Annotated in this window: 22 protein-coding genes; 16 read left to right on the top strand and 6 right to left on the bottom strand. The window is 74.0% G+C overall.

The annotated features are described in order from the left end of the window. Window positions 1-65 precede the first annotated feature (65 nt). The 4 genes from ACIGHB_RS29265 (at window position 66) to ACIGHB_RS29250 (ending at window position 3,637) form a co-directional block, all read left to right on the top strand. Window positions 66-1,331 carry a YhjD/YihY/BrkB family envelope integrity protein gene (locus tag ACIGHB_RS29265; RefSeq protein WP_399917096.1) on the top strand — a complete coding sequence of 422 codons (1,266 nt, stop codon included), beginning with the start codon at window positions 66-68 and terminating at the stop codon, window positions 1,329-1,331. Continuing rightward, on the top strand, window positions 1,321-2,307 hold the full coding sequence (locus ACIGHB_RS29260; RefSeq protein WP_399917093.1) for a glutathione S-transferase family protein: 987 nt from the start codon (window positions 1,321-1,323) through the stop codon (window positions 2,305-2,307). The genes ACIGHB_RS29265 and ACIGHB_RS29260 overlap by 11 nt, the downstream gene beginning before the upstream one ends. Window positions 2,308-2,419: 112 nt before the next feature. Continuing rightward, window positions 2,420-2,692 carry a GlsB/YeaQ/YmgE family stress response membrane protein gene (locus ACIGHB_RS29255; protein WP_360313899.1) on the top strand — a complete coding sequence of 91 codons (273 nt, stop codon included), beginning with the start codon at window positions 2,420-2,422 and terminating at the stop codon, window positions 2,690-2,692. 237 nt (window positions 2,693-2,929) lie between these two features. Next, entirely contained in the window at window positions 2,930-3,637 is a 708-nt protein-coding gene (locus tag ACIGHB_RS29250; RefSeq protein WP_399917091.1) for a YoaK family protein, read from the top strand. Window positions 3,638-3,807: 170 nt separating this feature from the next. Here ACIGHB_RS29250 and ACIGHB_RS29245 read toward each other — a convergent pair whose 3' ends face one another. Further along, entirely contained in the window at window positions 3,808-4,608 is an 801-nt protein-coding gene (locus ACIGHB_RS29245; RefSeq protein WP_399917089.1) for a HEAT repeat domain-containing protein, read from the bottom strand. A gap of 93 nt (window positions 4,609-4,701) precedes the next feature. After that, window positions 4,702-5,169, bottom strand: coding sequence for a DUF6194 family protein (locus tag ACIGHB_RS29240; protein ID WP_399917222.1), 468 nt, complete (start codon window positions 5,167-5,169; stop codon window positions 4,702-4,704). Between the two features lie 32 nt (window positions 5,170-5,201). Between ACIGHB_RS29240 and ACIGHB_RS29235 the strand changes: the two genes are divergently transcribed. Continuing rightward, window positions 5,202-5,987 (top strand): MerR family transcriptional regulator, encoded by a 786-nt coding sequence (locus tag ACIGHB_RS29235; protein WP_399917220.1) that lies wholly within the window; start codon window positions 5,202-5,204, stop codon window positions 5,985-5,987. A gap of 124 nt (window positions 5,988-6,111) precedes the next feature. Here the strand turns inward: ACIGHB_RS29235 and ACIGHB_RS29230 are convergent, their stop codons facing one another. Both ACIGHB_RS29230 and ACIGHB_RS29225 read right to left on the bottom strand, forming a co-directional pair. After that, window positions 6,112-7,689: an MFS transporter gene (locus ACIGHB_RS29230; protein WP_399917218.1), complete on the bottom strand. Its 1,578-nt coding sequence runs from the start codon at window positions 7,687-7,689 to the stop codon at window positions 6,112-6,114. 144 nt (window positions 7,690-7,833) lie between these two features. Continuing rightward, a complete protein-coding gene (locus ACIGHB_RS29225; protein WP_399917087.1) occupies window positions 7,834-8,559 on the bottom strand; it encodes a TetR/AcrR family transcriptional regulator in 726 nt (241 codons plus the stop codon). Window positions 8,560-8,686: 127 nt separating this feature from the next. On the opposite strand from ACIGHB_RS29225, the gene ACIGHB_RS29220 reads away from it, so the two are divergent. Then, on the top strand, window positions 8,687-9,910 hold the full coding sequence (locus ACIGHB_RS29220; RefSeq protein ID WP_399917085.1) for a saccharopine dehydrogenase family protein: 1,224 nt from the start codon (window positions 8,687-8,689) through the stop codon (window positions 9,908-9,910). Between the two features lie 103 nt (window positions 9,911-10,013). On the opposite strand, the gene ACIGHB_RS29215 is transcribed toward ACIGHB_RS29220, so the two are convergent. Both ACIGHB_RS29215 and ACIGHB_RS29210 read right to left on the bottom strand, forming a co-directional pair. After that, window positions 10,014-10,532, bottom strand: coding sequence for an STAS domain-containing protein (locus ACIGHB_RS29215; RefSeq protein ID WP_399917083.1), 519 nt, complete (start codon window positions 10,530-10,532; stop codon window positions 10,014-10,016). A 112-nt stretch (window positions 10,533-10,644) separates the two neighbouring features. Further along, window positions 10,645-11,643 (bottom strand): LysR substrate-binding domain-containing protein, encoded by a 999-nt coding sequence (locus ACIGHB_RS29210; protein ID WP_399917081.1) that lies wholly within the window; start codon window positions 11,641-11,643, stop codon window positions 10,645-10,647. Between the two features lie 187 nt (window positions 11,644-11,830). Between ACIGHB_RS29210 and ACIGHB_RS29205 the strand changes: the two genes are divergently transcribed. From ACIGHB_RS29205 to ACIGHB_RS29160, 10 genes are read left to right on the top strand one after another with little or no spacing between them, the layout of a single operon-like run. Then, complete coding sequence (locus ACIGHB_RS29205) at window positions 11,831-13,246, top strand: 2-hydroxymuconic semialdehyde dehydrogenase (protein ID WP_399917079.1); 1,416 nt, start codon at window positions 11,831-11,833, stop codon at window positions 13,244-13,246. Continuing rightward, window positions 13,243-14,076 (top strand): fumarylacetoacetate hydrolase family protein, encoded by an 834-nt coding sequence (locus ACIGHB_RS29200; protein WP_360313917.1) that lies wholly within the window; start codon window positions 13,243-13,245, stop codon window positions 14,074-14,076. The genes ACIGHB_RS29205 and ACIGHB_RS29200 overlap by 4 nt, the downstream gene beginning before the upstream one ends. 60 nt (window positions 14,077-14,136) lie before the next feature. Further along, window positions 14,137-14,916 carry a 2-keto-4-pentenoate hydratase gene (locus tag ACIGHB_RS29195; RefSeq protein WP_399917076.1) on the top strand — a complete coding sequence of 260 codons (780 nt, stop codon included), beginning with the start codon at window positions 14,137-14,139 and terminating at the stop codon, window positions 14,914-14,916. Continuing rightward, a complete protein-coding gene (locus ACIGHB_RS29190) occupies window positions 14,913-15,332 on the top strand; it encodes a RidA family protein (protein WP_399917074.1) in 420 nt (139 codons plus the stop codon). Before ACIGHB_RS29195 ends, ACIGHB_RS29190 begins: the two co-directional genes overlap by 4 nt. Beyond that, window positions 15,329-15,901 carry a 3-hydroxyanthranilate 3,4-dioxygenase gene (locus ACIGHB_RS29185; RefSeq protein ID WP_399917072.1) on the top strand — a complete coding sequence of 191 codons (573 nt, stop codon included), beginning with the start codon at window positions 15,329-15,331 and terminating at the stop codon, window positions 15,899-15,901. Before ACIGHB_RS29190 ends, ACIGHB_RS29185 begins: the two co-directional genes overlap by 4 nt. Continuing rightward, complete coding sequence (locus ACIGHB_RS29180; protein ID WP_399917070.1) at window positions 15,898-16,920, top strand: amidohydrolase family protein; 1,023 nt, start codon at window positions 15,898-15,900, stop codon at window positions 16,918-16,920. Before ACIGHB_RS29185 ends, ACIGHB_RS29180 begins: the two co-directional genes overlap by 4 nt. Next, window positions 16,917-17,831 (top strand): acetaldehyde dehydrogenase (acetylating), encoded by a 915-nt coding sequence (locus ACIGHB_RS29175; protein ID WP_399917068.1) that lies wholly within the window; start codon window positions 16,917-16,919, stop codon window positions 17,829-17,831. Before ACIGHB_RS29180 ends, ACIGHB_RS29175 begins: the two co-directional genes overlap by 4 nt. Next, window positions 17,828-18,880 (top strand): 4-hydroxy-2-oxovalerate aldolase, encoded by a 1,053-nt coding sequence (dmpG, locus tag ACIGHB_RS29170; RefSeq protein ID WP_399917066.1) that lies wholly within the window; start codon window positions 17,828-17,830, stop codon window positions 18,878-18,880. Before ACIGHB_RS29175 ends, dmpG begins: the two co-directional genes overlap by 4 nt. Next, window positions 18,877-20,121, top strand: a complete 1,245-nt coding sequence (kynU, locus tag ACIGHB_RS29165) for a kynureninase (protein WP_360313931.1) — start codon at window positions 18,877-18,879, stop codon at window positions 20,119-20,121. The genes dmpG and kynU overlap by 4 nt, the downstream gene beginning before the upstream one ends. Window positions 20,122-20,159: 38 nt before the next feature. Next, window positions 20,160-21,923, top strand: coding sequence for an LVIVD repeat-containing protein (locus tag ACIGHB_RS29160; RefSeq protein WP_399917064.1), 1,764 nt, complete (start codon window positions 20,160-20,162; stop codon window positions 21,921-21,923). The last annotated feature ends 31 nt before the right edge of the window (window positions 21,924-21,954 follow it).

Raw genomic sequence — 21,954 nt, 5'->3', positions numbered from 1 at the left:
CAGCGGCGGCTGCCGGCGGGCCGCGGGATCGCGTAGAACCGCCCCGGGCGGGTACACGGCGGGGCATGGCCGACCGAAGCATCCCCGGACCGCAGAGGCCGAAGCGATCGGCACCGACCCCCGAGCCGCGCCGTACGCCCGAGCCGCGCCGTACCTCCGAGCCGCGCGGCACCCCCGAGCCGCGCCTTACCTCCGACCTTCGCGACACCGACCCGACGCGCCGTACCCCCGAGCCGCACGGCACCGACCCGACGCGCGACACCCCCGCGACCGGCGATCACCCCGCCCCCCGAGACCACCTCGAGCCCCGCGACACCGAGGCCGCCGGGCCGGGCCCCGGCGTCGAGGCGCGGGCCCCGGACTCGCCGGCCGGGCTGCCCAGGGCCTCCTGGCTCGCGGTCCTCCGGGGAACGGTGCGCGAGGTCACGGACGACGAGCTCATGGACCGGGCGGCCGCGCTGACGTACTACGGCGTGCTGTCGCTCTTCCCCGGACTGCTCGCCCTCGTGTCGCTGCTCGGGATCAGCGGGCGGCAGACGACCGACCGGGTGATGGAGAGCCTCGGCGACCTCGCGCCGGGACCGGCCCGTGAGGTCCTGGAGCAGGCCCTGGCCTCCCTGCGGGACGACGCGGCGACGGGCGCCACGCTCGCCGTGGTCGGCCTCGCCGTGGCGCTGTGGTCGTCCTCCGGCTACGTCGGCGCCTTCATGCGCGCCGCCAACCGCGTCCACGACGTGCCCGAGGGCCGCCCCCTGTGGAAGCTCCTGCCACTGCGGCTCGGCATGACGGCCGCGCTGACGGTGATGGCCGCCGCCGGCGCCCTGCTGCTCGTGCTCAGCGGGGACCTGGCGCGCCGCGCCGGTGACGTGCTGGGCGTCGGCGACACCGCGCTGACCGTCTGGTCGGTGGTCAAGTGGCCGGTTCTGCTCCTGCTCGCCGTCGTGATGATCGCCCTGCTGTACTGGGCGAGCCCGAACGCGAAGGGCCGCGGCTGGCGCTGGGTCACCCCCGGCAGCGTGCTCGCCCTGCTGATCTGGGCGGCCGCCTCGGCGGGCTTCGCCGTGTACGTCGCCGAGTTCGCGTCGTACAACCGGGTCTACGGCACCATGGCCGGCGTCGTCGTGTTCCTCGTGTGGCTGTGGATCAGCAACCTGGCGGTGCTGCTGGGCCTGGAGTTCGACGCCGAACTGCTGCGCCGCCGGGCGGTGGCGGGAGGCATGCCGCCGGACCGGGAACCGTACGTGGAACCGCGCGACACGCGCGCGTGGAACGAGGACGAGCGGCGCCTGGCCGGGCTGCCGCCGCAGGAGGTGCGGGACGATGGCCGGTGACGGAGCGTACGAGCGGGACCGCCACTATCTGACGACGAGGATCACGGCCGACGGGCGGGACGGTTATCCCGTGGAGCCGGGCCGGTACCGGCTGATCGTCGCGCGGGCCTGCCCGTGGGCGAACCGTGCCGTGATCGTGCGGCGGCTGATGGGCCTGGAGGACGTGCTCCCGATGGGCATCGCGGGACCCGTCCACGACGAGCGCAGCTGGTCCTTCGACCTCGACCCCGGCGGCCGGGACCCCGTGCTCGGGATCCGGCGGCTGCGGGAGGCGTTCCTGAAGCGCGACCCCGGGTACGACCGGGGGATCACCGTGCCGGCGATCGTCGACGTGCCCACCGGCCAGGTGGTCACCAACGACTTCGCCGCCATCACCCTGGACCTGGGCGCCCAGTGGACGGCACACCAGCGCGCCGGCGCGCCCGACCTGTTCCCGGAGCGGCACCGGGAGGAGATCGAGGCGCTCTGCGAGGAGATCTACCAGGACGTCAACAACGGGGTGTACCGCTGTGGCTTCGCCACCACACAGGAGGCGTACGACACCGCCTACGGCCGGCTGTGGGACAGGCTCGACCGGCTGGAGGAACGGCTCTCCGGCCGGCGCTACCTGGTCGGGGACACCCTCACCGAGGCCGACGTGCGGCTCTTCCCCACGCTCGCCCGCTTCGACGCCGTCTACCACGGCCACTTCAAGTGCAACCGGCGGAAGCTGACCGAGATGCCGGCGCTGTGGGCGTACGCCCGCGACCTCTTCCAGACCCCCGGCTTCGGCGACACGATCGACTTCGCCCAGATCAAGGAGCACTACTACGTCGTCCACCGGGACATCAACCCGACCGGGATCGTGCCCCGGGGCCCCGACACGGGCGACTGGCTCACCCCGCACGGCCGCGAGGCGCTCGGTGGACGCCCCTTCGGCGACGGCACCCCGCCGGGCCCCCCGCCGCCCGCCGAACGCGTCCCGCCGCCCGGCTGAGCGCCGGTCGCCGACCGACTCGTACGAAGTTGCGAAGAGGGAGGTTTGGCGGGGCCGGATCGGTACATGCGAAGGCTACGAACAACGTGAGCCAAGAATCTGGAGGCGCCCCATGGGCATCATCGCGTGGATCCTCATCGGCCTGCTGGCCGGAATGATCGCCAAGGCTCTCATGCCGGGCCGGGACCCCGGCGGCGTCATCATCACCATCCTCATCGGCATCGCCGGCGGTCTGCTCGGCGGATGGCTGGGCAAGGTGATCTTCGGCGTCGACTCGATCGACGGCTTCTTCGATCTCTCGACCTGGATCGCGGCCATCGTCGGATCGATGATCCTGCTCGCCCTCTACCGCCTCGTCAGCGGCGGCCGACGCGGCCACGCCTGACCGTCACCGACCGTCGAGCACCACGCGGAGGGCCCCTCCCGCCCACGGGCGAGAGGGGCCCTCCGCGTCCCCGTCCGGCGGTCTCCCAGGCCCCCGCGGCGTGACGGAGGGCTCCCGCCGGGCGTGGGACGCCCGATTTCCTCCCCGCCTCTGGTCCAGTGAGGAGGTGAGAGGGACGCGAGTCATCGCAGAGGCCGGCGCACGCCGTCCGCGGCACCCCCGCCCAGGTGGTCTCCGGTGAGCGGGGGAGGCGTGGCCGCGCGGTGGATGTTCCCCGAGGGGCACCCGCACGCGCGGTACGTGCCGCTGCTGCTCGCGCTGACGTTCCTCAGCGGGCTGGTGGACGCCGTGAGCTTCCTCGGTCTCGGCCGCGTGTTCGTGGCCAACATGACCGGCAACGTGGTCTTCCTCGGGTTCGCCCTGGCGGGCGCCGCACAGCTGTCCGCGGTCGCCGCGCTGGCCGCGCTCGCCGGGTTCGTCGCCGGGGCGGTCGCGGGCGGCGCGCTGCGGCGCGAGGAGGAGCCCTCACGCGTCGTCGTGCCGCTGGCCTCGGCCCAGGCCCTGCTCCTCGCGGCGGCCCTCACCGGCCAGGCGGCCGGCTGGGGCCGCTACGCGGTCCTGGTGCCCCTGGCCTGCGGCATGGGGCTGCAGAACGCCCTCGTCCACCGCCTGGGGGTGCCGGATCTGACCACGACCGTGATGACCCGGACACTGACCGGGCTCGCGGTGGACCGGCCCGGACCCGCCACGCTGAGGCGCGGGCTCTCCGTGGTCACCCTGGCGGCCGGGGCCTTCACCGGAGGCGTCCTGCACGCCCGTCTCGGCGCGGAGGGAGCCCTGACCGCCGCCCTGGCCCTGCTGCTCGCCGTCGTGCTGACCGCCCGCCGGCACGCCGACGGGACCGCCGGCGGACCGGGGCAAGCCGGCGACCACGTGACGGGATGAGCCATGTCACGCGGACGGGTCGCACGAGCCATGCCGCGCGGACGGGGTCGCACGAACCCTGTCACGCGGAGGGCCGCACGAACCATGCCGCGCGGACGGTCGTCGGCCGCCGGGACCGTCCGCGGTGGGCCGCCGGGGGCCCGTCGTGCCGTGGTCGCCGGGGGACGCGGTCAGAGCGGATCGCGGGCCGCCTCCACCGCGTCCCGGACGTCGGCGTGCGGGTCGTCGGCGAGACCGGCGAGCAGGGCGGCCACCCCCGGCGTGGACCAGCGCGAGACCGCCCACACCAGGGCTTCCCGCACCCCGGGATCGGGATGGGCGGCGAGGTGGCGCAACCGGTCGAGCGGGCCGCGCCGGCGCATGCCGAACCAGCGCAGCGCCTCGCACAGCGCCGCCGGATCCCCGGGATCACCCGCCTCGATCCGGGCGAGCAGCACCCCGGCCGGCGGCGGCGGGCCGTCCAGCGGGTGCGGTGACCGCTCCCGCAGCCGCCGCGCCCCGTACCCGCCGCGGTCACGGCACCCGAAACAGGTGCACGGGCGGTTTCCGTGCGCGTCCGGCAGGTACCGCCAGCCCGCCACCTGAGGCGCCGCGCGGACCCGGTGCACCTCGCGCGGCCGGATCGCCCGGGGCACGAAGACCTCCCACCCGCGCGGGTCCTCCAGCGCCGCGACCCGCCGCACCGCCTCGGCGGCGGCGACCTCGGCCCGCGTCCCCCGCGCCCGGTCGGAGTACCGTCCGACCAGGACCTCCTGGGTGTCGTCGAGGCGCAGGTGGACGGCGACGAGCCCGCCCCTGCTCCCGAAGCGGGCCAGCTCGCGCAGCCATTGGTGGGTGAGGGTGTACGAGGGCAGGACCGGGAAGCAGTAGACGCCCCGGGCGCCGCCCTGGCCGTGGCCGGCCGCCCGGATACCGGAACGCCGGATCCGCGGCGCGTTCGCCGCCGAGGTCAGGTGTACGAACATCGCCATGACACGGGAGGGTAGAGGAGCCGTGGACGGCGTGGTCGCCCTGTCCCGCCTCGGCGGACCGCTTCGCGTGCGGCACCCGCCTCCGGGGCGGCTTCAGGCGGGTCCCGGTCCGTGGCGCCGCGCGAAGCGCGCGCGAGCGGCGTCGTGCGCGTCGCGCAGCAGGCGCACGACCGTGTCCGTCGTCGCCTCGCCGGGGTTGACGACGCAGACCCAGCCGAGCGGGCCGTACACCGGGTGCGGCAGCACCGAGTCCGTGGCCGTGTGGTCGCGAGGCAGGCCGAGGCCGCGCGGCTCCTCGCCGGTGAGCCGCCGGAACGTCTCGCGGTCGACATGGACGTTCACGCGCCAGCGGCCCGGCGGGTCGAGGTCGGAAACGGTGTCGCCGGGCCGGTCCCTGGTGACGACCGTCCCGTAGGGCTGGGCGTTCGCGGGAATCCGGCCGTCGGGGGCGTAGTAGAAGAAGGAGTCTCCCCACGCCTCCTCGGGGAAGCCGTCTCCCGGCCGCGGGGCGAGGACGAGCGCGCCGTCGAGACGGCGTACGGCCGCGATGATCTGTTCCATACTCATGGTTCAAGCTTCAGCTTCGAGTGCTTATGTGGGGTTGGCCGGTGGACAAGACCGCGAGCGGCGCGCGCCCGGGACCGCTGAGGACCGTCGATGTCGCCAGGCGGTCGGGCTACTCGCCGCAGCAGGTGCGCGACCTGGAGCGGCTGGGAGTCATCCCGCCGGCCGCCCGGTCGGGCAACGGCTACCGGTCCTACACGGCGGTCCACGTCCACGCTCTCGGCGCCTACCGAGGGCTCGCCGGCGCGGTGGGGCCCGTGGAGGCACGGCGGATGCTCGCCGAGCTGCGGACGGAGACGATCACGGCGGTGGCCTCGGCGGTCGGCGCCGTCCATGTGCGGCTCGCGCGGGAGCGGGAGGAGACCCTGCGCGCGCGAGAGGCCCTGCGCGCGATCCAGGGCGAGACGGATCCCGCCGGGTGCGAGCGGGAGGGCGACGCGATGACGATCACCCAGCTGGCCGCGGCGCTCGGCGTACGCCCCTCGACGCTCCGGTTCTGGGAGCAGGAGGGCCTCGTCGCCCCCGAGCGGGTGACGTCGCTGCGAGCACGTCGCTACGGCCTGCCGGCGATCAGGGCGGCCCGGATCGTCGCGGCCCTCCGAGGCGCCGGGTACGGCATCCCCGCGGTACGCGACCTCATGGTCTCCCTGGACCGGCTCGACGGCCCGGGGGAGACCCAGCAGATCCTGCAGCGACGTCTCGACCAGATCGCCGCGCGGTCCGTGGCACTGCTGCGGGCGGGCACGGATCTGGCGGCCGTCGTCACCTCCGCGACCTCCGCGACCTCCGCGCGCGAGTCGCCGACCGCCCGATAGACCGGATGGCCCGATGGACCGGACCGTCCGATGGACCGGACCGTCCGATGGGCCGGATCGTCCGATGGGCCGGATCGTCCGATGGGCCGGACGGCCCCATGGACCGGATCGCCCGTGCCGGCGCTCAGCCGGCCGGAGGGCGCTTCCGCGTCCCGGCCGCCCCCGCATCGGACCCTGTCGCCGCCCCCTCGTCCTCCGGCCGCCGCGTGGCCGCGCCGTGCCCGCCGGGGTGGCGCAGGGCGAAGAGGTAGCCGACGGCGAGGGCGATGGCCATGCCGTAGAAGACCCACTGGTTGGCCTGCGCGAAGTCCATCTGGATGGCTTGCATGGCGTCCCGTGTCGCCTCCGCCACCTGGCCGGTTCCGGTGGGCGGCGTGGAGTCGCCGTGTCCGGAGACGGACTCGCTGATGCCGCGGGCGACGTCGTGCGCCACGTCGGACGAGAAGCCGCGGGCCCGCAGGGTGTCCACCACGTTGTCGGCCATGACCCGCGTCAGGATGGTGCCGAACACCGCCATGCCGACGCTCGCCGCGTAGTTGCGGACCGTCTGGGTGATGCCGGTGACCTCCCCGTACGACGGACCGATGGCCCGGTTCACGGCGTCGGTCGAGGCCGGCGCCAGGATGAAGCCGATGCCCGCGCCGGCCATCGCCGCGTAGGGCCACTGGTCGTGCATCGAGAGGTTGGTGAGGTTGTTCGCCCACAGGGCGAAGCCCACGGCGCCGACGACGCATCCGACCTTCAGCGCGGGGCGGGCGCCCTTCTTGTCGAGGATCCGGCCGCCCCACTGGGAGGCGAGGGCGAAGCCGGCGAAGAAGTACAGCAGGAACAGGGCCGCCTGGTTCGGCGAGGCGCTGAGGGACACCTGGGCGTACACGGACGAGAAGAAGAACACCGGGACGAAGGCCAGCATGGCGAAGAACAGCACCGCCACGTCCATCGAGAACGCCTTGTCCTTGAACACCCTCAGATCGACCAGAGGATGTGCGACGCGCTGCTCGTACCGCACGAAGACGAAGAGCACCGCGAGCCCGCCGACGACGCAGAGCCACGTCGCCGCGCTCGCCCAGCCCCACGACCACGCCTGCTGGAAGCCGAGGACGCTCAGGCCCATGCCGACGGCGATGAGCACGGCGCCCCGCCAGTCCAGGGTGCCGCTGCGAGGCCGGTCGGCGATGTGGGCGAACAGCGTCAGCACCAGGGCGACGACCGCCACGGGGACGTTCACCCAGAACACGGCCCGCCAGGTCCACGACGCCGTGAGCCAGCCGCCCAGCAGCGGCCCGATCGCGGTCAGCGCGCCGGAGATCCCGAAGAACAGGGCGAGGGCGCGGCCACGTCTCTCGACCGGGAACACGGCCACCACGACGGCCAGCGCGGCCGGGAACAGCAGGGCCGCTCCGAACCCCTGGACGCCGCGGAAGACGATGAGCCACGTCTGCGCGAAGTCCCCGCTGGGCACACAGCCGCACAGCACCGACGCCACGACGAACACCAGGGTGCCGATCATGACCACGCGCCGGGGACCGTACAGGTCGGCGAGGCGGCCGCCGAGGGCGAAGAAGGCCGCGAGGGCGAGCAGATAGGCGTTCACGACCCACTGCATGCCCGAACTGGTGAGACCGAGCTCCCGGACGATGTCCGGGGCGGCGATGGAGACGATGGTCTGGTCGATGAAGGTCATCGCCACCGCGAACATCATCGCCGCGAGGGCCACGGTCTGGTTCGGAGCCCGCGCGGGACTCCCCGTCTCTGCTGCTCCGGGCCCCGAACCGGATGCCGGTTGGTTGCTCACCCTGACCAGTGTGATCCCGACCGGTGAGTTCCGCAGCGCGCCCGCCGGCTGTCAGGCGGCGCCGGAGGCCCGGCCCCGCGAGCCCGCCAGCCGGGCCTCCGCCCGGTCCAGGAGGGTGTCGAGGACGATCGGATAGGCGCTGAGGTTCATCCGGTCCGCCAGCAGGCGCGAGGTGGCGGCGATGTGCGGATGCGTCTCGGCGGGCAGGCGGGCGTACGTGGAGGTCCACATCGACTCGTCCGCCTGCCGGGCCTCATCCTTGACGGCCAGGGCACCCGCGTCGAGGGAGGCGAAGGCCAGCGCCAGGTCGATGAAGGCGTGGTACAGGCCCACGGCCTCCACGTCGCCGAAGCCCACACCGCGCAGAATGCCCAGGATGGCCTCGTCCACCTCGATCTCCCGGGGGCGGCCGGTGACGCGGCTGGCGGTCAGCAGCGCCGCCTGGGGATGCGCGAGGTACGAGGCGTGGATGGCCATGCCGAGCGAGCGCAGGTCGGCCCGCCAGTGCCCGGTGGGGGTCCAGCTGTCCAGGGCCCGGCCCATGAGCTCCTCGCCGATGGCCCGGGTGAGACCGTCGAGGCCGGAGAAGTAGCGGTACAGCGTGCTGGGGTCCGCGCCGAGGGCGGCGCCGAGCCTGCGTGCGGTCAGCCCGGCGCTCCCGTGCTCGCGCAGCATCCGCAACGCCGTCTCCACGATGTGCTTCTCCGACAGCACGGTGCCCTGCCGGGTCGGCCGGCGCCGGCGCCGTTCCGCCTCCGGAACCACCTTCTTCGGCATGCCTCCGCCACCTCTCCGCTCTCCCCGGTCCTTATGCCAACGCCGTAGACCTTATCGGCGGGGATCGTGTTCCATCGAGCCGTTCCCGGGGTCCCGCCGGGACCGTCTCGACGAAACGGTGTGTGACATGCGTGTACTTCTCGTGGGCGCCGGCGGTGTCGGAACCGCCGTCACCCGCATCGCGGCCCGACGCGGCTTCCTCACCCACATGGTCGTGGCCGACTACGACCCGGCCCGCGCGGAGGGCGCCGTGGCCGCGCTGGACGACCGGGAGGGCCGCTTCAGCGCGCGCCGCGTGGACGCCTCCGACGAGTCGGCGGTCCGCCGCCTCCTCGCCGAGGAGAACTGCGACGTGCTCCTCAACGCCACCGACCCCAGGTTCGTGATGCCCCTGTTCCGCGCCGCGCTCGCCGCCGGCACGCACTACGTCGATATGGCGATGTCGCTGTCCGTGCCGCACCCGACCGCCCCCTACGAACAGTGCGGGGTCAAGCTCGGCGACGAGCAGTTCGCCCTGGCCGAGGCGTGGGAGAAGGCGGACCGCCTCGCCCTGGTCGGCATGGGCGTGGAACCGGGCCTGTCGGACGTGTTCGCCCGGTACGCGGCGGACGAACTCTTCGACGAGATCGAGGAGATCGGCGTCCGCGACGGCGCGAACCTCACGGTGGAGGGATACGACTTCGCGCCCTCCTTCAGCATCTGGACCACCATCGAGGAGTGCCTCAACCCGCCCGTCGTCTACGAGAAGGGCCGAGGCTGGTTCACCACGGCGCCCTTCAGCGAGCCGGAGGTCTTCGACTTCCCCGAGGGCATCGGCCCGGTGGAGTGCGTGAACGTCGAGCACGAGGAGGTCCTCCTCATGCCCCGCTGGGTGGACGCGCGCCGGGTGACCTTCAAGTACGGCCTGGGCGACGACTTCATCGCGAAGCTGAAGACCCTCAGCGACCTGGGTCTCGACTCGACGGCCGAGGTCACCGTGCCCGGCCCCGACGGGCCGGTCCGGGTCTCGCCGCGCGACGTGGTCGCCGCCTGCCTGCCCGACCCGGCCACGCTGGGCGACCGCATGAAGGGCAAGACCTGCGCGGGCACCTGGGTGAAGGGGACCAAGGACGGCTCGGCGCGCGAGGTGTACCTGTACCACGTCGTCGACAACGAGTGGTCGATGCGCGCGTACGGTTCCCAGGCCGTCGTCTGGCAGACCGCCCTGAACCCGGTGATCGCCCTGGAGCTGATCGCCGACGGCACGTGGAAGGCCGCCGGCGTCCTCGGCCCCGAGGCGCTGCCGCCGCGGCCGTTCCTCGACCTCCTCGGCGCGTACGGCGCGCCCTGGGGCCTGCGCGAGGAGCGCTGACCGCGGGTTCCCCCGACGGTACGGGCGGCGTTCCCCCGACGGTACGGGCGGCGGAGAGGGGTGGGCGCGGATGGTCTTCCCGTCACCCGGCCCACCCCTCTCCTCACCTGGTCCGTGGTGGACGGGCTACCGCTCGCGGGCGGTCCGGAATCCGGTCGGGGGGGCTGCCGGGAGGTGCCGGGGCGTTGTCCCGCGGCCGGCCGCGCGGGCTCCTGCGGGCGGGGGAGACCGTCCACTCGGGGCGCGGCCGTCCGTACGCCGCGGCGCGCAGGAGGCGCTGGACGGCCCGGGAGCGGTTCGCGAGCCTGAGTCGCCGTCCGCGCCGCGGCCACCAGTCCAGGACCTTGAGGAACGCGGAGTCGCAGAAGGTGACCTGGGCGGTGTCCAGGACGAGGCCCGTGGTGCCGGCGTCGGCCGCCGAAGCCAGCAGGGCGCGCAGCGGGCCGACGCTGAGGTGATCGATCTCGCCGGCGAGGTGGACGACCAGGGTGCTGCCGAGGGTGGTGCAGGAGACGACGACTATCTCGCCGGGCGCGGCGTCCGCGCCCGAGTCGTGCACGACGGGAGGGGCGGGAGTGTCGAGGAGAACGGTCAGTATCGGAGCGGTGCTTGCGGTACTCACATCCCCACCAACGCCGTCCGCCCGGCGCCGGGCACGCCGGCTGTCCTCGGTTCACCCCAACTGACCAGCGACGATCCCCGGAAAGAGGGAAAATCGCGCCCGCCGGGATCCCTCAGAGGAGCAGCGCGCCCGACCCGCCGACGCTCCCGCCCGGCAGTGAGGCGCGGAGCAGGGCCGCCTCCTCGTCGAGGTGGCGGAGGAGGGCTTCCAGGGCGGGGGTGCGGGTGCGGTGGGCGGCCTCGGTGACGCCCACCGTGCGGCCGACGGAGGGGAGTTCGACGGGCAGGGCGGCGAGGTGTTCGTCGTCGCGGAGGACCAGCTCGGGCAGGAGCGCCACCATGTCCGTCTGGAGCAGCAGGGCCCGCATGGTCAGGATCGAGGTGCATTCGACCCGGTCGGCGGGGAGCGAGAGGCCCCGGTCGACGAAGAGGGCGGCCAGCTCCTGCCGCAGGGCGGTCTGTTCGACGGGAAGGATCCAGGGATGCCCGAGGGCGTCGGTGAGCGTGACCTCCGGAGCGTCTCCGCCGTGGGGCCGCGCCTCGCCGAGGAGGGGGTGGCCCGCCCGTACCGCGAGCCGGATGGGCTCGCGGTAGAGCACACGCTGGCGTAGCCGCTCGCCCCCCTCGCCGTCCCCGGGCACGGCACCCACCCGCCCGACGATGACGTCGAGTTCGCCGCCGAGCAGCGCGGGGTGCAGGACGTCCGGAGTGCCCTCCCTGACCACGACGGTCAGCCGGGGGCGCTCGCGCTTCAGCCGTGCGACGGCACGGGGGAGCAGCACGTTGGCCCCGGCGAGGAGGGTGCCCACGGTGACCGTGCCGTCCCGCCCCTGCCGCAGCCCCGTGAGGTGCTCCTCGGCGCGCCGCACCTCCGCCACCACCGCGCGGGCGTGGCCGACGAGCGCCTCGCCGTAGACGGTGGGGAGCATGCCGCGCGGGACGCGGGTGAAGAGCGGCAGCTCCGCGACCGCCTCCAGCTCGCGCAGGGTGCGGGTCGCGGCGGGCTGGGTGAGGTGCAGCGACTCGGCGGCGCGTACGACGCTTCCGTGCTCGTACACCGCGATCAGCAGGGTCAGGTGCCGGAACTTCAGCCGGCCGTCCAGGAGGTCCATCGCCCGGGGCTCCTTCCGCGGGACCTGCGGGACGAGTCCCCTCCCGCATACCGGTTTCGCTATACCTCATGCGTCGATCGGCATTGGATCGGCATAGCTGAGGGGGCGCACTATACCGACACGCCCCGGGGGCGCGTTTCGGACAGTCCCCGGCTCAGCAACGGAGGTCTGCAAGGTGAGTTCACCCGTGCGGCATTACGTAGGAGGCGGGTTCGACGCGTCCGGCGTGCCGTTCCCGCTGGTCGACCCGGTCACAGGGCGCGTCGTCGGCGAGGTGCCGGAGGCGAGCCCGGAGCTGGTCGACCGGGCGGTGGGCGCGGCCCGCGCGGCGCTGCGCGGGCCGTGGGCCGGCTGGAGCCCGGCGGAGCGGTCGCGGCTCCTGCACCGGATCGCGGACGGCATCGAGCGGCGCTCTCAGGAGTTCACCGACGCCGAGTGCGCCGACACCGGCAAGCCCCGCGAGCTGGCCTCGACCGTCGACATCCCGCGCGCCGTCGCCAACTTCCGGGCGTACGCGGACCTCCTGACCGGCCGCCACGAGCGCTCGTGGCACACCGCGACCCCCGACGGGCGCGGCGCCCTCAACTACACGGTGCACAAGCCCCTCGGCGTGGTCGCGGTCATCTCGCCGTGGAACCTGCCGCTGCTGCTCCTCACCTGGAAGGTCGCGCCGGCCCTGGCCGCCGGCAACACCGTCGTCGCCAAGCCGTCCGAACTCACCCCCGGCACCGCCTGCCTGCTCGCCGAGGTGATGGCCGAGGCGGAGGTCCCGGCGGGCGTCTTCAACCTCGTGCACGGCCGGGGCGCCGACGCCGCGGGCCAGTGGCTGACCGAGCACTCCGGCGTGGACGCGGTCGCCTTCACCGGCGAGTCCCGCACCGGAGCGACCATCATGCGGGCGGCGGCGGCCCGGCTCGCTCCGGTCTCCTTCGAGCTGGGCGGGAAGAACGCCGGACTCGTCTTCGCCGACTCCGACCTCGACGAGGCCGTCGCGGGCACCCTCCGCTCCTCCTTCACCCACAGCGGCCAGGTCTGCCTCTGCACCGAGCGCCTGTACGTGGAGCGGCCGGTCTTTGACGCGTTCGCCGCCGCCCTCTCCGCCGGGGCGAAGGAGCTCACCGGCTACGGCCCGATGATCTCGGCCGCCCACCGCGACAAGGTCCGCGGCCACCTCGCACGCGCCGCCGCCGACGGGCAGGTGCTGGCCGGCGGCGGGGTCCCGTCCTTCGGGGACGCCCGCGACGGCGGCTTCTGGGTCGAGCCCACCGTGCTCACCGGCCTCCCGGAGGACCACCCGGCGGTACGGGACGAGATCTTCGGCCCGGTCGTGCACCTGGCGCCGTTCGACACCGAGGAGGAGGCCCTCGCGCTCGCCAACGCCGGCCCGTACGGCCTCGCCGCCACCGTCTGGACCGGAGACGTGCGCCGGGCCCACCGGGTCGCCCCCGCCCTCGACGTCGGCATCGCCTGGGTCAACACCTGGAACCTGCGCGACCTGCGCACCCCCTTCGGCGGGGTGAAGGCATCCGGCATCGGGCGCGAGGGCGGCGACCACTCGCTCGACTTCTTCTCCGAACCGATGAATGTGTGCGTGAAGCTGTGACGACGACCCATCAGGCCACCCCGCGCGGCAGCGAGGCGGTGGCGGCCGCCGCCGAACGCCTCGACCGCGCCCGCCGCACCGGAGTTCCCTGCGACCCCGTACGCGACCTCCTGCCGCCCGGCGACCTCGACGCCGCCTATGACGTCCAGGCCCTCCTCACCGGGCGCAGGCTCGCCGAGGGCCGCCGGACCACCGGCTGGAAGATCGGCCTCACCTCTCCCGCCGTCCAGCGTCAGCTCGGCGTCGACACGCCCGACTTCGGCGCCCTCCTCGACGACACCGCCGTCCCCGACGGCGAGGAGCTGCCCTGGGGCGCGGTCCTCCAGCCGAAGGCCGAGGCCGAGGTGGCGCTCGTCCTGGAGCACGACCTCCTCCACGAGCGGCACACCGTCGCCGACGTGATCCGGGCGACCGCCTTCGCGCTGCCCGCCGTCGAGATCGTCGGCAGCCGCGTCCGCGACTGGGACATCACGGCCGTCGACACCGTCGCCGACAACGCGTCCAGCGGCGCGTACGTCCTCGGCACCCGCCCGGCCCTCCTGCGCGACCTCGACCTGCGCACCGCCGGCATGGTCCTGGAACGCCGCGGCGAACCCGTCTCGACCGGCGCGGGCGTCGCCTGCCTCGGCAACCCGCTGCACGCCGCCGTCTGGCTCGCCGACACCCTCGTCCGCCTCGGCCGGCCGCTGCGCGCCGGGGACACCGTCCTCACCGGCGCGCTCGGCCCGATGGCCGAAGTGGCTCCCGGCGACGTGCTGGAGGCCCGTATCGACGGGCTCGGCACGGTCCGCGCGGCCTTCGGCCCGGCCGTCGCGGGGGGCGCCCGATGAATCCCGCCGCCACCGAAGGACGCCACCGATGAACCCCTCCCACCCCGAAGGAGGCGCCCGATGAACCCGACCGCGCTCGCCGAACGCCTCGACGCCGCCGCCCGCGACGCCCGCCCGCTCCCCAGCGGCACCACCGGCCTCACCGAAGCCGGACCAGAAGGCGGCACCGCCGCCGCCTACGCCGTCCAGGAAGCCCTGGTCGCCCTCCGGCTCGCCCGCGGCGAACGACCCACCGGCGTCAAGCTCGGCTTCACCAGCCTCGCGAAGATGCGGCAGATGGGCGTCGCCGACCTGATCCACGGACGGCTCACCGACCGCATGGAGGTCCCGGACGGCGGACGCCTCGACATCTCCGGCCTCATCCACCCGCGCGTCGAACCCGAGATCGCCTTCCTCCTCGGGGCGGAACTCACCCCCGGCGGCGACCCGGCCGCCGCCGTCGCCGGAGTCGCCCCCGCCCTGGAGGTCATCGACTCCCGCTACGACGGCTTCCGCTTCTCGCTGCCCGAGGTCATCGCCGACAACACCTCCGCCGCCGCGTACGCCACCGGCCCCTGGACCCGGCCCGAAGCCCTGGGCGGTCCGCGCGCCCTGGCCAACCTCGGCGTCGTCCTTGAACTCGAGGGCCGCCCCGCCGAGACCGGCTCCACCGCCGCGATCCTCGGCGACCCGCTGCGCGCCCTCGCCGCCGCGGCCCGGCTCGCCGGACCGCTCCCCGCCGGTACGGTCATCCTCGCCGGAGCGGCGACCGCCGCCGTACCGCTGCCGCCCGGCACCCACGTACGGGCCACCGTCGCCCGGCTCGGCGCGGTCCGCCTCACCACAGGGGAGGCGCCGTGATCGTCCCCGGCGCGGCCCCGCCGCGCGGCCGCTTCCCGCACCTGCGCCGCGCGGGCGACCTGGTCTTCGTCTCCGGCACCAGCTCCCGCCGTCCCGACGGCACGTTCGCCGGCGCGGACGCCGACCCGATGGGGGTCACCGACCTCGACATCCGGGTCCAGACCCGCGCCGTGCTCGACACCATCGACGCCCTCCTCGCGGCCGCCGGCGGAAGCCTCCGCGACCTCGTGTCGGTCACCGCCTACCTCGTCAGCATGAACGACTTCGGCGGCTACAACGAGGTCTACAACGCGTACTTCGACGAGACCGGACCGACCCGGACGACCGTCGCCGTCCACCAGCTGCCCCACCCCCACCTGCTGATCGAGATCAGCGCGGTGGCCCACCTCCCGCACGACAAGGACACGCACCGATGAACCTCAGACCGTTCAACCTCCAGGCGTGGATCGAGGACCACCGCCACCTGCTCAAGCCGCCCGTCGGCAACGTGCAGATCTGGCGGGACGCCGACCTGATGGTGACGATCGTCGGCGGCCCCAACCGCCGCACCGACTTCCACGACGACCCCATCGAGGAGTTCTTCTACCAGCTCAAGGGCGACATGGTGCTCCGCGTCATGGAGGAGGAGGGCCGGCCGCCGCGCGACCTCCACATCCGCGAGGGCGACGTCTTCCTCGCCCCCGCCCACCTCCGGCACTCCCCGCAGCGCCCCGAGGAGGACAGCATCGGCCTCGTCGTCGAGTTCGCCCGCCCCCAGGGCCACCGCGACGCCTTCGAGTGGTACTGCGTCGAGTGCCACCACCTCGTGCACCGCAGCGAGGTCCAGCTCACCTCCATCGTGGACGACCTGCCGCCCGTCTTCAGCGCCTTCTACACCGACGACGCCGCCCGCACCTGCGGCCACTGCGGCGCCCTCCACCCCGGCAAGGACTGGCCCGAGGAACTCCGCCCCCGCACCCGCCGCGACGGGGCGGACGGCTCATGACCGTCGTCGACGTCCACGCCCACGTCTTCCCCGAGATCGGCCGCGCCGAGGCCGGCCGCATCACCGGCGGCGACGACGCGCCCTGGCTGCGCACCACCGACGGCCCCGACGCCGGGATGATGATGGCCGGCACCGCCGAGTACCGGCCCGTGCGCCGCACCCTGTGGGACCCGGCCGAACGCGTCGCCGACCTCGACCGGCTCGGCGTCGACGTCCAGGTGCTCTCCAGCACCCCGCTCCTCTTCGGCTACGGACTCGAACCCGCCCGAGCCGCCGACTGGTGCCGCACCGTCAACGCCCACCTCCTGGCGTACGCCGCCCACGCCCCCGACCGGCTCGCCCCGCTCTGCCAGGTGCCCCTCCAGGACACCGAGGCCGCCTGCGCCATGGTCACCGAGGCGATGCGGCAGGGCTTCCACGGCGTCCACATCGGCAACCACCTCGGCGACCGCGACCTCGACGACGGCGCGCTCGTGGAGTTCCTGGCGCACTGCGCCCACGAGGACGCGGCCGTCCTCGTCCACCCGTGGGACCTGCCCACCGGGCCCCGGTACTCCCGGTACATGCTGGCCTGGCTGGCCGGCATGGCCGGCGAGACCCACCTGACCATCCTCTCGCTCATCCTCTCCGGCGCCTTCGAGCGGCTTCCCGCCTCGCTGCGACTGCTCTTCGCGCACGGCGGCGGCAGCTTCCCTTACCTGCTGGGCCGGGCCGACAACGCCTGGCACCGCCGCGACCTCGTCCGCGCCGACAGCCCCCGCCCGCCGTCCGCGTACACCGACCGCTTCTCCGTCGACTCCGCCGTCTTCGACCCTGACGCGCTGCGGCTCCTGGTCGACGTGATGGGCGCCGAGCGGGTGCTTCTGGGCTCGGACCACCCGTTCCCGCTCGGCGAGGAGGAGATCGGCCGGCTGGTCCGCCAGAGCGACCTCACCCCCGAGGAGCGGGCCGCCGTCCTCGGCGGCAACGCCGTCCGCTTCTTCGGACTGACCCCCAGGCTCAAGGAGGCCGCGCGGTGAAGGCAGCCGTCATCGGATCGGGCAACATCGGCACCGATCTCCTCATCAAGATCATCCGAGGCGAGGGGCACGTCACCGCCGCCGCCATGGCCGGCATCGACCCCGGCTCGGAGGGACTCGCGCGGGCCCGGAGGCTCGGCGTCCCGACGACCTCCGACGGCGTCGCCGGACTCATCGCCCTGGACGGCTTCGACGAGATCGACGTCGTCTTCGACGCCACCTCCGCCGGCGCCCACCACCACAACGCCGCCGCCCTCGCCCCGTACGGCAAGACGCTCGTCGACCTCACCCCGGCCGCCCTCGGCCCCTACGTCGTCCCGCCCGTCAACCTCGACCAGCACCTCGGCGCGACCAACGTCAACATGGTCACCTGCGGCGGCCAGGCCACCGTCCCCATCGTCGCCGCCGTCTCCGCCGTCACCCCCGTCCACTACGCCGAGATCGTCGCCTCCATCGCCTCCCGCTCCGCCGGACCCGGCACCCGCGCCAACATCGACGAGTTCACCGAGACCACCTCCCGCGCCCTCGAAGAGGTCGGCGGCGCCGCCCGCGGCAAGGCCATCATCGTCCTCAACCCGGCCGAACCGCCGCTCCTCATGCGGGACACCGTCCACTGCCTCGTCGACGACGCCGACACCGAGCGCGTCACCGCCTCGGTGCACGCCATGGTCGCCTCCGTCGCCGCCTACGTCCCCGGCTACCGGCTCAAGCAGGAACCCCAGTTCCGCACGCTCCCCGCCGACGACCCGCTCGTCCGTCTCGGCGCCGGCGCCCGGCTCCTCGTCTCCGTCTACCTGGAGGTCGAGGGCGCCGCCCACCACCTCCCCGCCTACGCCGGGAACCTCGACATCATGACCGCCGCCGCGCTGCGCACCGCCGAGCGCCTGGCCGAACGGAGCCGGACCCGATGAGCCGTACGGAACCGGGGCCGACGCACCGGGTCTACGTCCAGGACGTCACCCTCAGGGACGGCATGCACGCCGTCTCCCACCGCTACACCCTCGACCAGGTCAGAGCCATCGCCGCCGCCCTGGAGGCGGCCGGCGTCGACGCCGTCGAGGTCGCCCACGGCGACGGCCTCTCCGGCTCCTCCGTCACGTACGGCCCCGGCGCCCACACCGACTGGGAGTGGCTGGAGGCCGCCGCCGGCGCCCTCGACCGGGCCCGCCTCACCACCCTCCTGCTGCCCGGCATCGGCACCGCCCACGACCTGCGCCGCGCCCACGCCCTCGGCGTCACCTCGGTCCGGGTCGCCACCCACTGCACCGAGGCCGACATCTCCGCGCAGCACATCGGGCTCGCCCGCGAACTCGGCATGGACGTCTCCGGCTTCCTGATGATGTCCCACCTCGCCCCACCCGCCGAACTCGCGCTCCAGGCGCGCCTGATGGAGTCGTACGGCGCCCACTGCGTGTACGTCACCGACTCCGGCGGCCGACTCACCATGGACGGCGTCCGCGACCGGGTCCGCGCCTACCGCGACGTCCTCGACCCGGCCACCGAGATCGGCGTCCACGCCCACCACAACCTCGGCCTGGGCGTCGCCAACAGCATCGTCGCCGTCGAGGCCGGCGCCCACCGCGTCGACGCCTCCCTCGCCGGACAGGGCGCCGGCGCCGGCAACGCCCCCCTCGAACCCGTCGTCGCCGTCCTCGACCTCATGGGCATCGCGCACGGCTGCGACCTCTTCCCCCTCATGGACGCCGCCGAGGAACTCGTCCGCCCCACCCAGGACCGGCCCGTCCGCGTCGACCGGGAGACCCTCACGCTCGGCTACGCCGGCGTGTACTCCAGCTTCCTGCGGCACGCCGAGACCACGGCCGCCCGTCACGGCCTCGACACCCGCGACCTGCTCGTCGAGGCGGGCCGCCGCCGCCTCGTCGGCGGCCAGGAGGACCTCCTCACGGACATCGCCCTCGACCTCACCCGCCGCACCGACGCCCCCGGAGCCCCCGCATGACGCACGACCTCGCCGCCCGCGCCGCCGCCCTGGACGCCGCCGACCCGCTCGCCGCCGTCCGGGACCGCTTCCTCCTCCCCGAGGACGTCGTCTACCTCGACGGCAACTCCCTCGGCGCCCTGCCCGCCGCCGTCCCCGCCGCCGTCGAGGACGCCGTCCACCGCCAGTGGGGCACCGACCTCATCCGCTCCTGGAACGCCAACGGCTGGTGGGACGCCCCCGTCCGCACCGGCGACGCCATCGGCCGGCTGATCGGCGCCGCCGCCGGCCAGGTCGTCGCCGGCGACTCCACCAGCGTCCAGCTCTTCAACACCCTCCTCGCCGCCGCCCGGCTCCGCCCCGGCCGCCGCCTCCTCCTCACCGACCCCGACCACTTCCCGACCGACCAGTACATCGCCGACTCCGTCGGCCGCCTCCTCGGCCTCGACGTGCGCCGCGTCCCGGCCCGCGACGCCGCCGCCGTGCTCGCCGCCGAGTCCGGGAACGTCGCGGTCGCCGCGTACGCCCCCGTCGACTACCGCACCGGCGAGCTCCACGACATGGCCGCGCTCACCTCCGCCGCCCACGCCGCCGGCGCCCTCGTCCACTGGGACCTCTGCCACGCGGCCGGCGCCCTCCCCGTCGAACTCGACGCGATCGAGGCGGACTTCGCCGTGGGGTGCGGCTACAAGTACCTGTCGGGCGGACCCGGCGCCCCCGCTTTCGCGTACCTCGCCCGCCGCCACCAGGAGGCGTTCGACCACCCCCTCACCGGCTGGCACGGCCACGCCGAGCCGTTCGCCATGGCCGGCACGTACACCCCCGCCCCGGACGTCACCCGGGCCCGCGTCGGCACCCCCGCCCTCCTCTCCCTGCTCGCCCTGGAAGCCGCGCTCACCGCCTTCGACGGCGTCGGGATGAAGACCGTCCGGGCGAAGAGCCTCTCCCTCACCGGCTTCTTCCAGGAGTGCGCCGACACCCTCCTCGACGGACTCGGCTTCACCCCGGCCACCCCGCGCGAGCCCGACCGGCGCGGCAGCCAGGTCGCGCTGCGCCACCCCGAGGCGTACCCCCTCGTCGCCGCGCTCACCGCCCGGGGCGTCATCGGCGACATGCGCGCGCCCGACCTGCTCCGCTTCGGCTTCAACGCCCTGTACGTCACCCACGCGGACGTCCTGCGCGCGGTCCGCGAGCTCCGCGACATCGCGGTGACCGGCGCCCACCGCGCCCCCGCGTTCCAGTCCCGCCCGACGGTCACCTGACCACCCCGCCGCCCCGCCCCCACCCGAAAGGACCGTCCATGCGCCTCACCCGCGGAAACACGGTGCTCGCCACCCTCGTCGCGGCCGCCGCCACGGCCACGCTCCTCGCCCCCGGCATCTCCGCCACGCCCGTCGCCGCCGCCGCGACCGACCCGGACGTCCGGGAGGTCTGCGCCGACCGCCGCCCCGGGCCGGCCGACCCCGGCGCGTACGGGATGCAGCTCGACGGCACGTTCCGCCACCCCTCCCTCACCCCCGTCGACGAGGGGTCCGACCACCCCTTCCCCGGCCGCGCCGACGCGTACGACACCCGCGCGTACATCAAGAACATGAAGGTCGAAGCCGCCTACGAGGGTGCCGACTTCACCCCCGACTACTTCCACACCTGGCAGAACGTCGTCGACTTCCACGGCCGCCGCTACCTCTTCCAGTACGACCGCTCCGAAGGTCGCGTCTACGACGTCACCGACGTCAGGAAGGTCAAGGTCGTCGAGAAACTGAGCCGCGAGGACGTCGACGGCGACGAGACCCGCGCCAACGGCGACTGGGCCGCGCACGACTACTGGGGCGCGTCCACCATCCAGTGGAGCCGCAAGCTCGGCGCGTACGTCATGGTGCAGAGCTTCGAGAGCAAGCGGCAGATCTCCGAACTCTCCGACCACCCGCCGCTCGACAAGTACCACAACCCCGACGGCGTGCGGAAGCTGCGCGCCAAGCCGGGGCTCAAGGGCTTCAAGGTCTACCGCCTCGACGGCCCCCGCAAGAAGGACTGGAAGCTCCTCGCGACCGTCTCCACCGACTCCACCCAGCGGGACCCGCTGCGCAGCGACCCCGCCACCGCGCAGCAGGGCTCCGGCTCCATCGACGTGCCGTACTGGACCGGCGAGAAGTACATGTTCCTCGCCACGGCCCCCGACGAAACCTACTCCGGCACCGAGTACCCGACCAACCTGCACTCGGCCGGCTACCAGTCCTGGGACATGTCCGACCCCGCGCACCCCAGGCTCCTCGACACCTGGCACCTGCCCGGCCAGCGCACCGGCGAGGACGCCGCCTACCGGAAGAACCCGCGCTGCGGGAACCGCACCAGCTGGATGGGCGCCCGGATGCCGCTCTTCCTTCCCAAGCCCGTGGAGAAGGGCGGGCGTTACGCCTTCGCCGCGATGGGCGGATACGGCCTCGCGGTGCTCGACGTCTCCGACCCCGCGCACCTGCGGACCGTCGGCCGGCTCGACCTGCCCGCCTCGGTCGCGGGCACCGAGGGCGACAACATCGACGTCTCCCAGTACGAGAAGACCGGGATGATCTACTACTCCGGCTACCCGCTGACCGAGGACTGTTACGAGCCCTACAAGGACGTCTACCAGATCGACGTCCGCGACCCCGCCCGGCCGCGCGTCGTCGGCGCCCTGCCCCGCCCCGTCCCTCCGAAGGCGTCCGGCCTCACCGACTACTGCCAGCGGCGCGGCAGCTTCGGCCCCAAGCGCACCGGCTACTACACCAACCCGGGCAAGCACGACGCCGGACTCCTCGGCTACGGCTTCTACAACGCCGGCGTCCAGTTCTTCGACGTCTCCGACCCGGCGGCCCCCGAGATCTCCGCGTACTTCGTGCCCAAGGCGTACGGCCGGGACACCGCCGCGTACGCGTACGGCAACCAGACCCACGGCATCTACGTGGAGTGGGACCGCAACATCGCCTGGGCGCTGACCAACCACGGCATCTACGCCCTGTCGTCGAAGGTCCTCGGCAAGCCCGACCTCGACGCCCCCGCGAAGCCGTTCCGCGGCAGCGAGTTCTGACCTCCCGACGGTACCCGCACCACCCACCCCG

The organism is Streptomyces sp. NPDC085460 (assembly GCF_044541975.1).
GTDB lineage: Bacteria > Actinomycetota > Actinomycetes > Streptomycetales > Streptomycetaceae > Streptomyces.
The sequence above is the reverse complement of the archived record's forward strand: the minus strand, read 5'-3'. Positions and strand labels throughout refer to the sequence as shown.

What these genes read in the sequence shown, in the direction of transcription:
- ACIGHB_RS29265 (WP_399917096.1), top strand. Translation starts at nt 66, where the DNA reads ATGGCCGACCGAAGCATCCCCGGACCGCAGAGGCCGAAGCGATCGGCA.
- ACIGHB_RS29260 (WP_399917093.1), top strand. Translation starts at nt 1,321, where the DNA reads ATGGCCGGTGACGGAGCGTACGAGCGGGACCGCCACTATCTGACGACG.
- ACIGHB_RS29255 (WP_360313899.1), top strand. Translation starts at nt 2,420, where the DNA reads ATGGGCATCATCGCGTGGATCCTCATCGGCCTGCTGGCCGGAATGATC.
- ACIGHB_RS29245 (WP_399917089.1), bottom strand. Translation starts at nt 4,608, where the DNA reads ATGGCGATGTTCGTACACCTGACCTCGGCGGCGAACGCGCCGCGGATC.
- ACIGHB_RS29240 (WP_399917222.1), bottom strand. Translation starts at nt 5,169, where the DNA reads ATGGAACAGATCATCGCGGCCGTACGCCGTCTCGACGGCGCGCTCGTC.
- ACIGHB_RS29235 (WP_399917220.1), top strand. Translation starts at nt 5,202, where the DNA reads ATGTGGGGTTGGCCGGTGGACAAGACCGCGAGCGGCGCGCGCCCGGGA.
- ACIGHB_RS29230 (WP_399917218.1), bottom strand. Translation starts at nt 7,689, where the DNA reads ATGATGTTCGCGGTGGCGATGACCTTCATCGACCAGACCATCGTCTCC.
- ACIGHB_RS29225 (WP_399917087.1), bottom strand. Translation starts at nt 8,559, where the DNA reads ATGCCGAAGAAGGTGGTTCCGGAGGCGGAACGGCGCCGGCGCCGGCCG.
- ACIGHB_RS29220 (WP_399917085.1), top strand. Translation starts at nt 8,687, where the DNA reads ATGCGTGTACTTCTCGTGGGCGCCGGCGGTGTCGGAACCGCCGTCACC.
- ACIGHB_RS29210 (WP_399917081.1), bottom strand. Translation starts at nt 11,643, where the DNA reads ATGGACCTCCTGGACGGCCGGCTGAAGTTCCGGCACCTGACCCTGCTG.
- ACIGHB_RS29195 (WP_399917076.1), top strand. Translation starts at nt 14,137, where the DNA reads ATGAACCCGACCGCGCTCGCCGAACGCCTCGACGCCGCCGCCCGCGAC.
- ACIGHB_RS29185 (WP_399917072.1), top strand. Translation starts at nt 15,329, where the DNA reads ATGAACCTCAGACCGTTCAACCTCCAGGCGTGGATCGAGGACCACCGC.
- ACIGHB_RS29180 (WP_399917070.1), top strand. Translation starts at nt 15,898, where the DNA reads ATGACCGTCGTCGACGTCCACGCCCACGTCTTCCCCGAGATCGGCCGC.
- dmpG (WP_399917066.1), top strand. Translation starts at nt 17,828, where the DNA reads ATGAGCCGTACGGAACCGGGGCCGACGCACCGGGTCTACGTCCAGGAC.
- kynU (WP_360313931.1), top strand. Translation starts at nt 18,877, where the DNA reads ATGACGCACGACCTCGCCGCCCGCGCCGCCGCCCTGGACGCCGCCGAC.
- ACIGHB_RS29160 (WP_399917064.1), top strand. Translation starts at nt 20,160, where the DNA reads ATGCGCCTCACCCGCGGAAACACGGTGCTCGCCACCCTCGTCGCGGCC.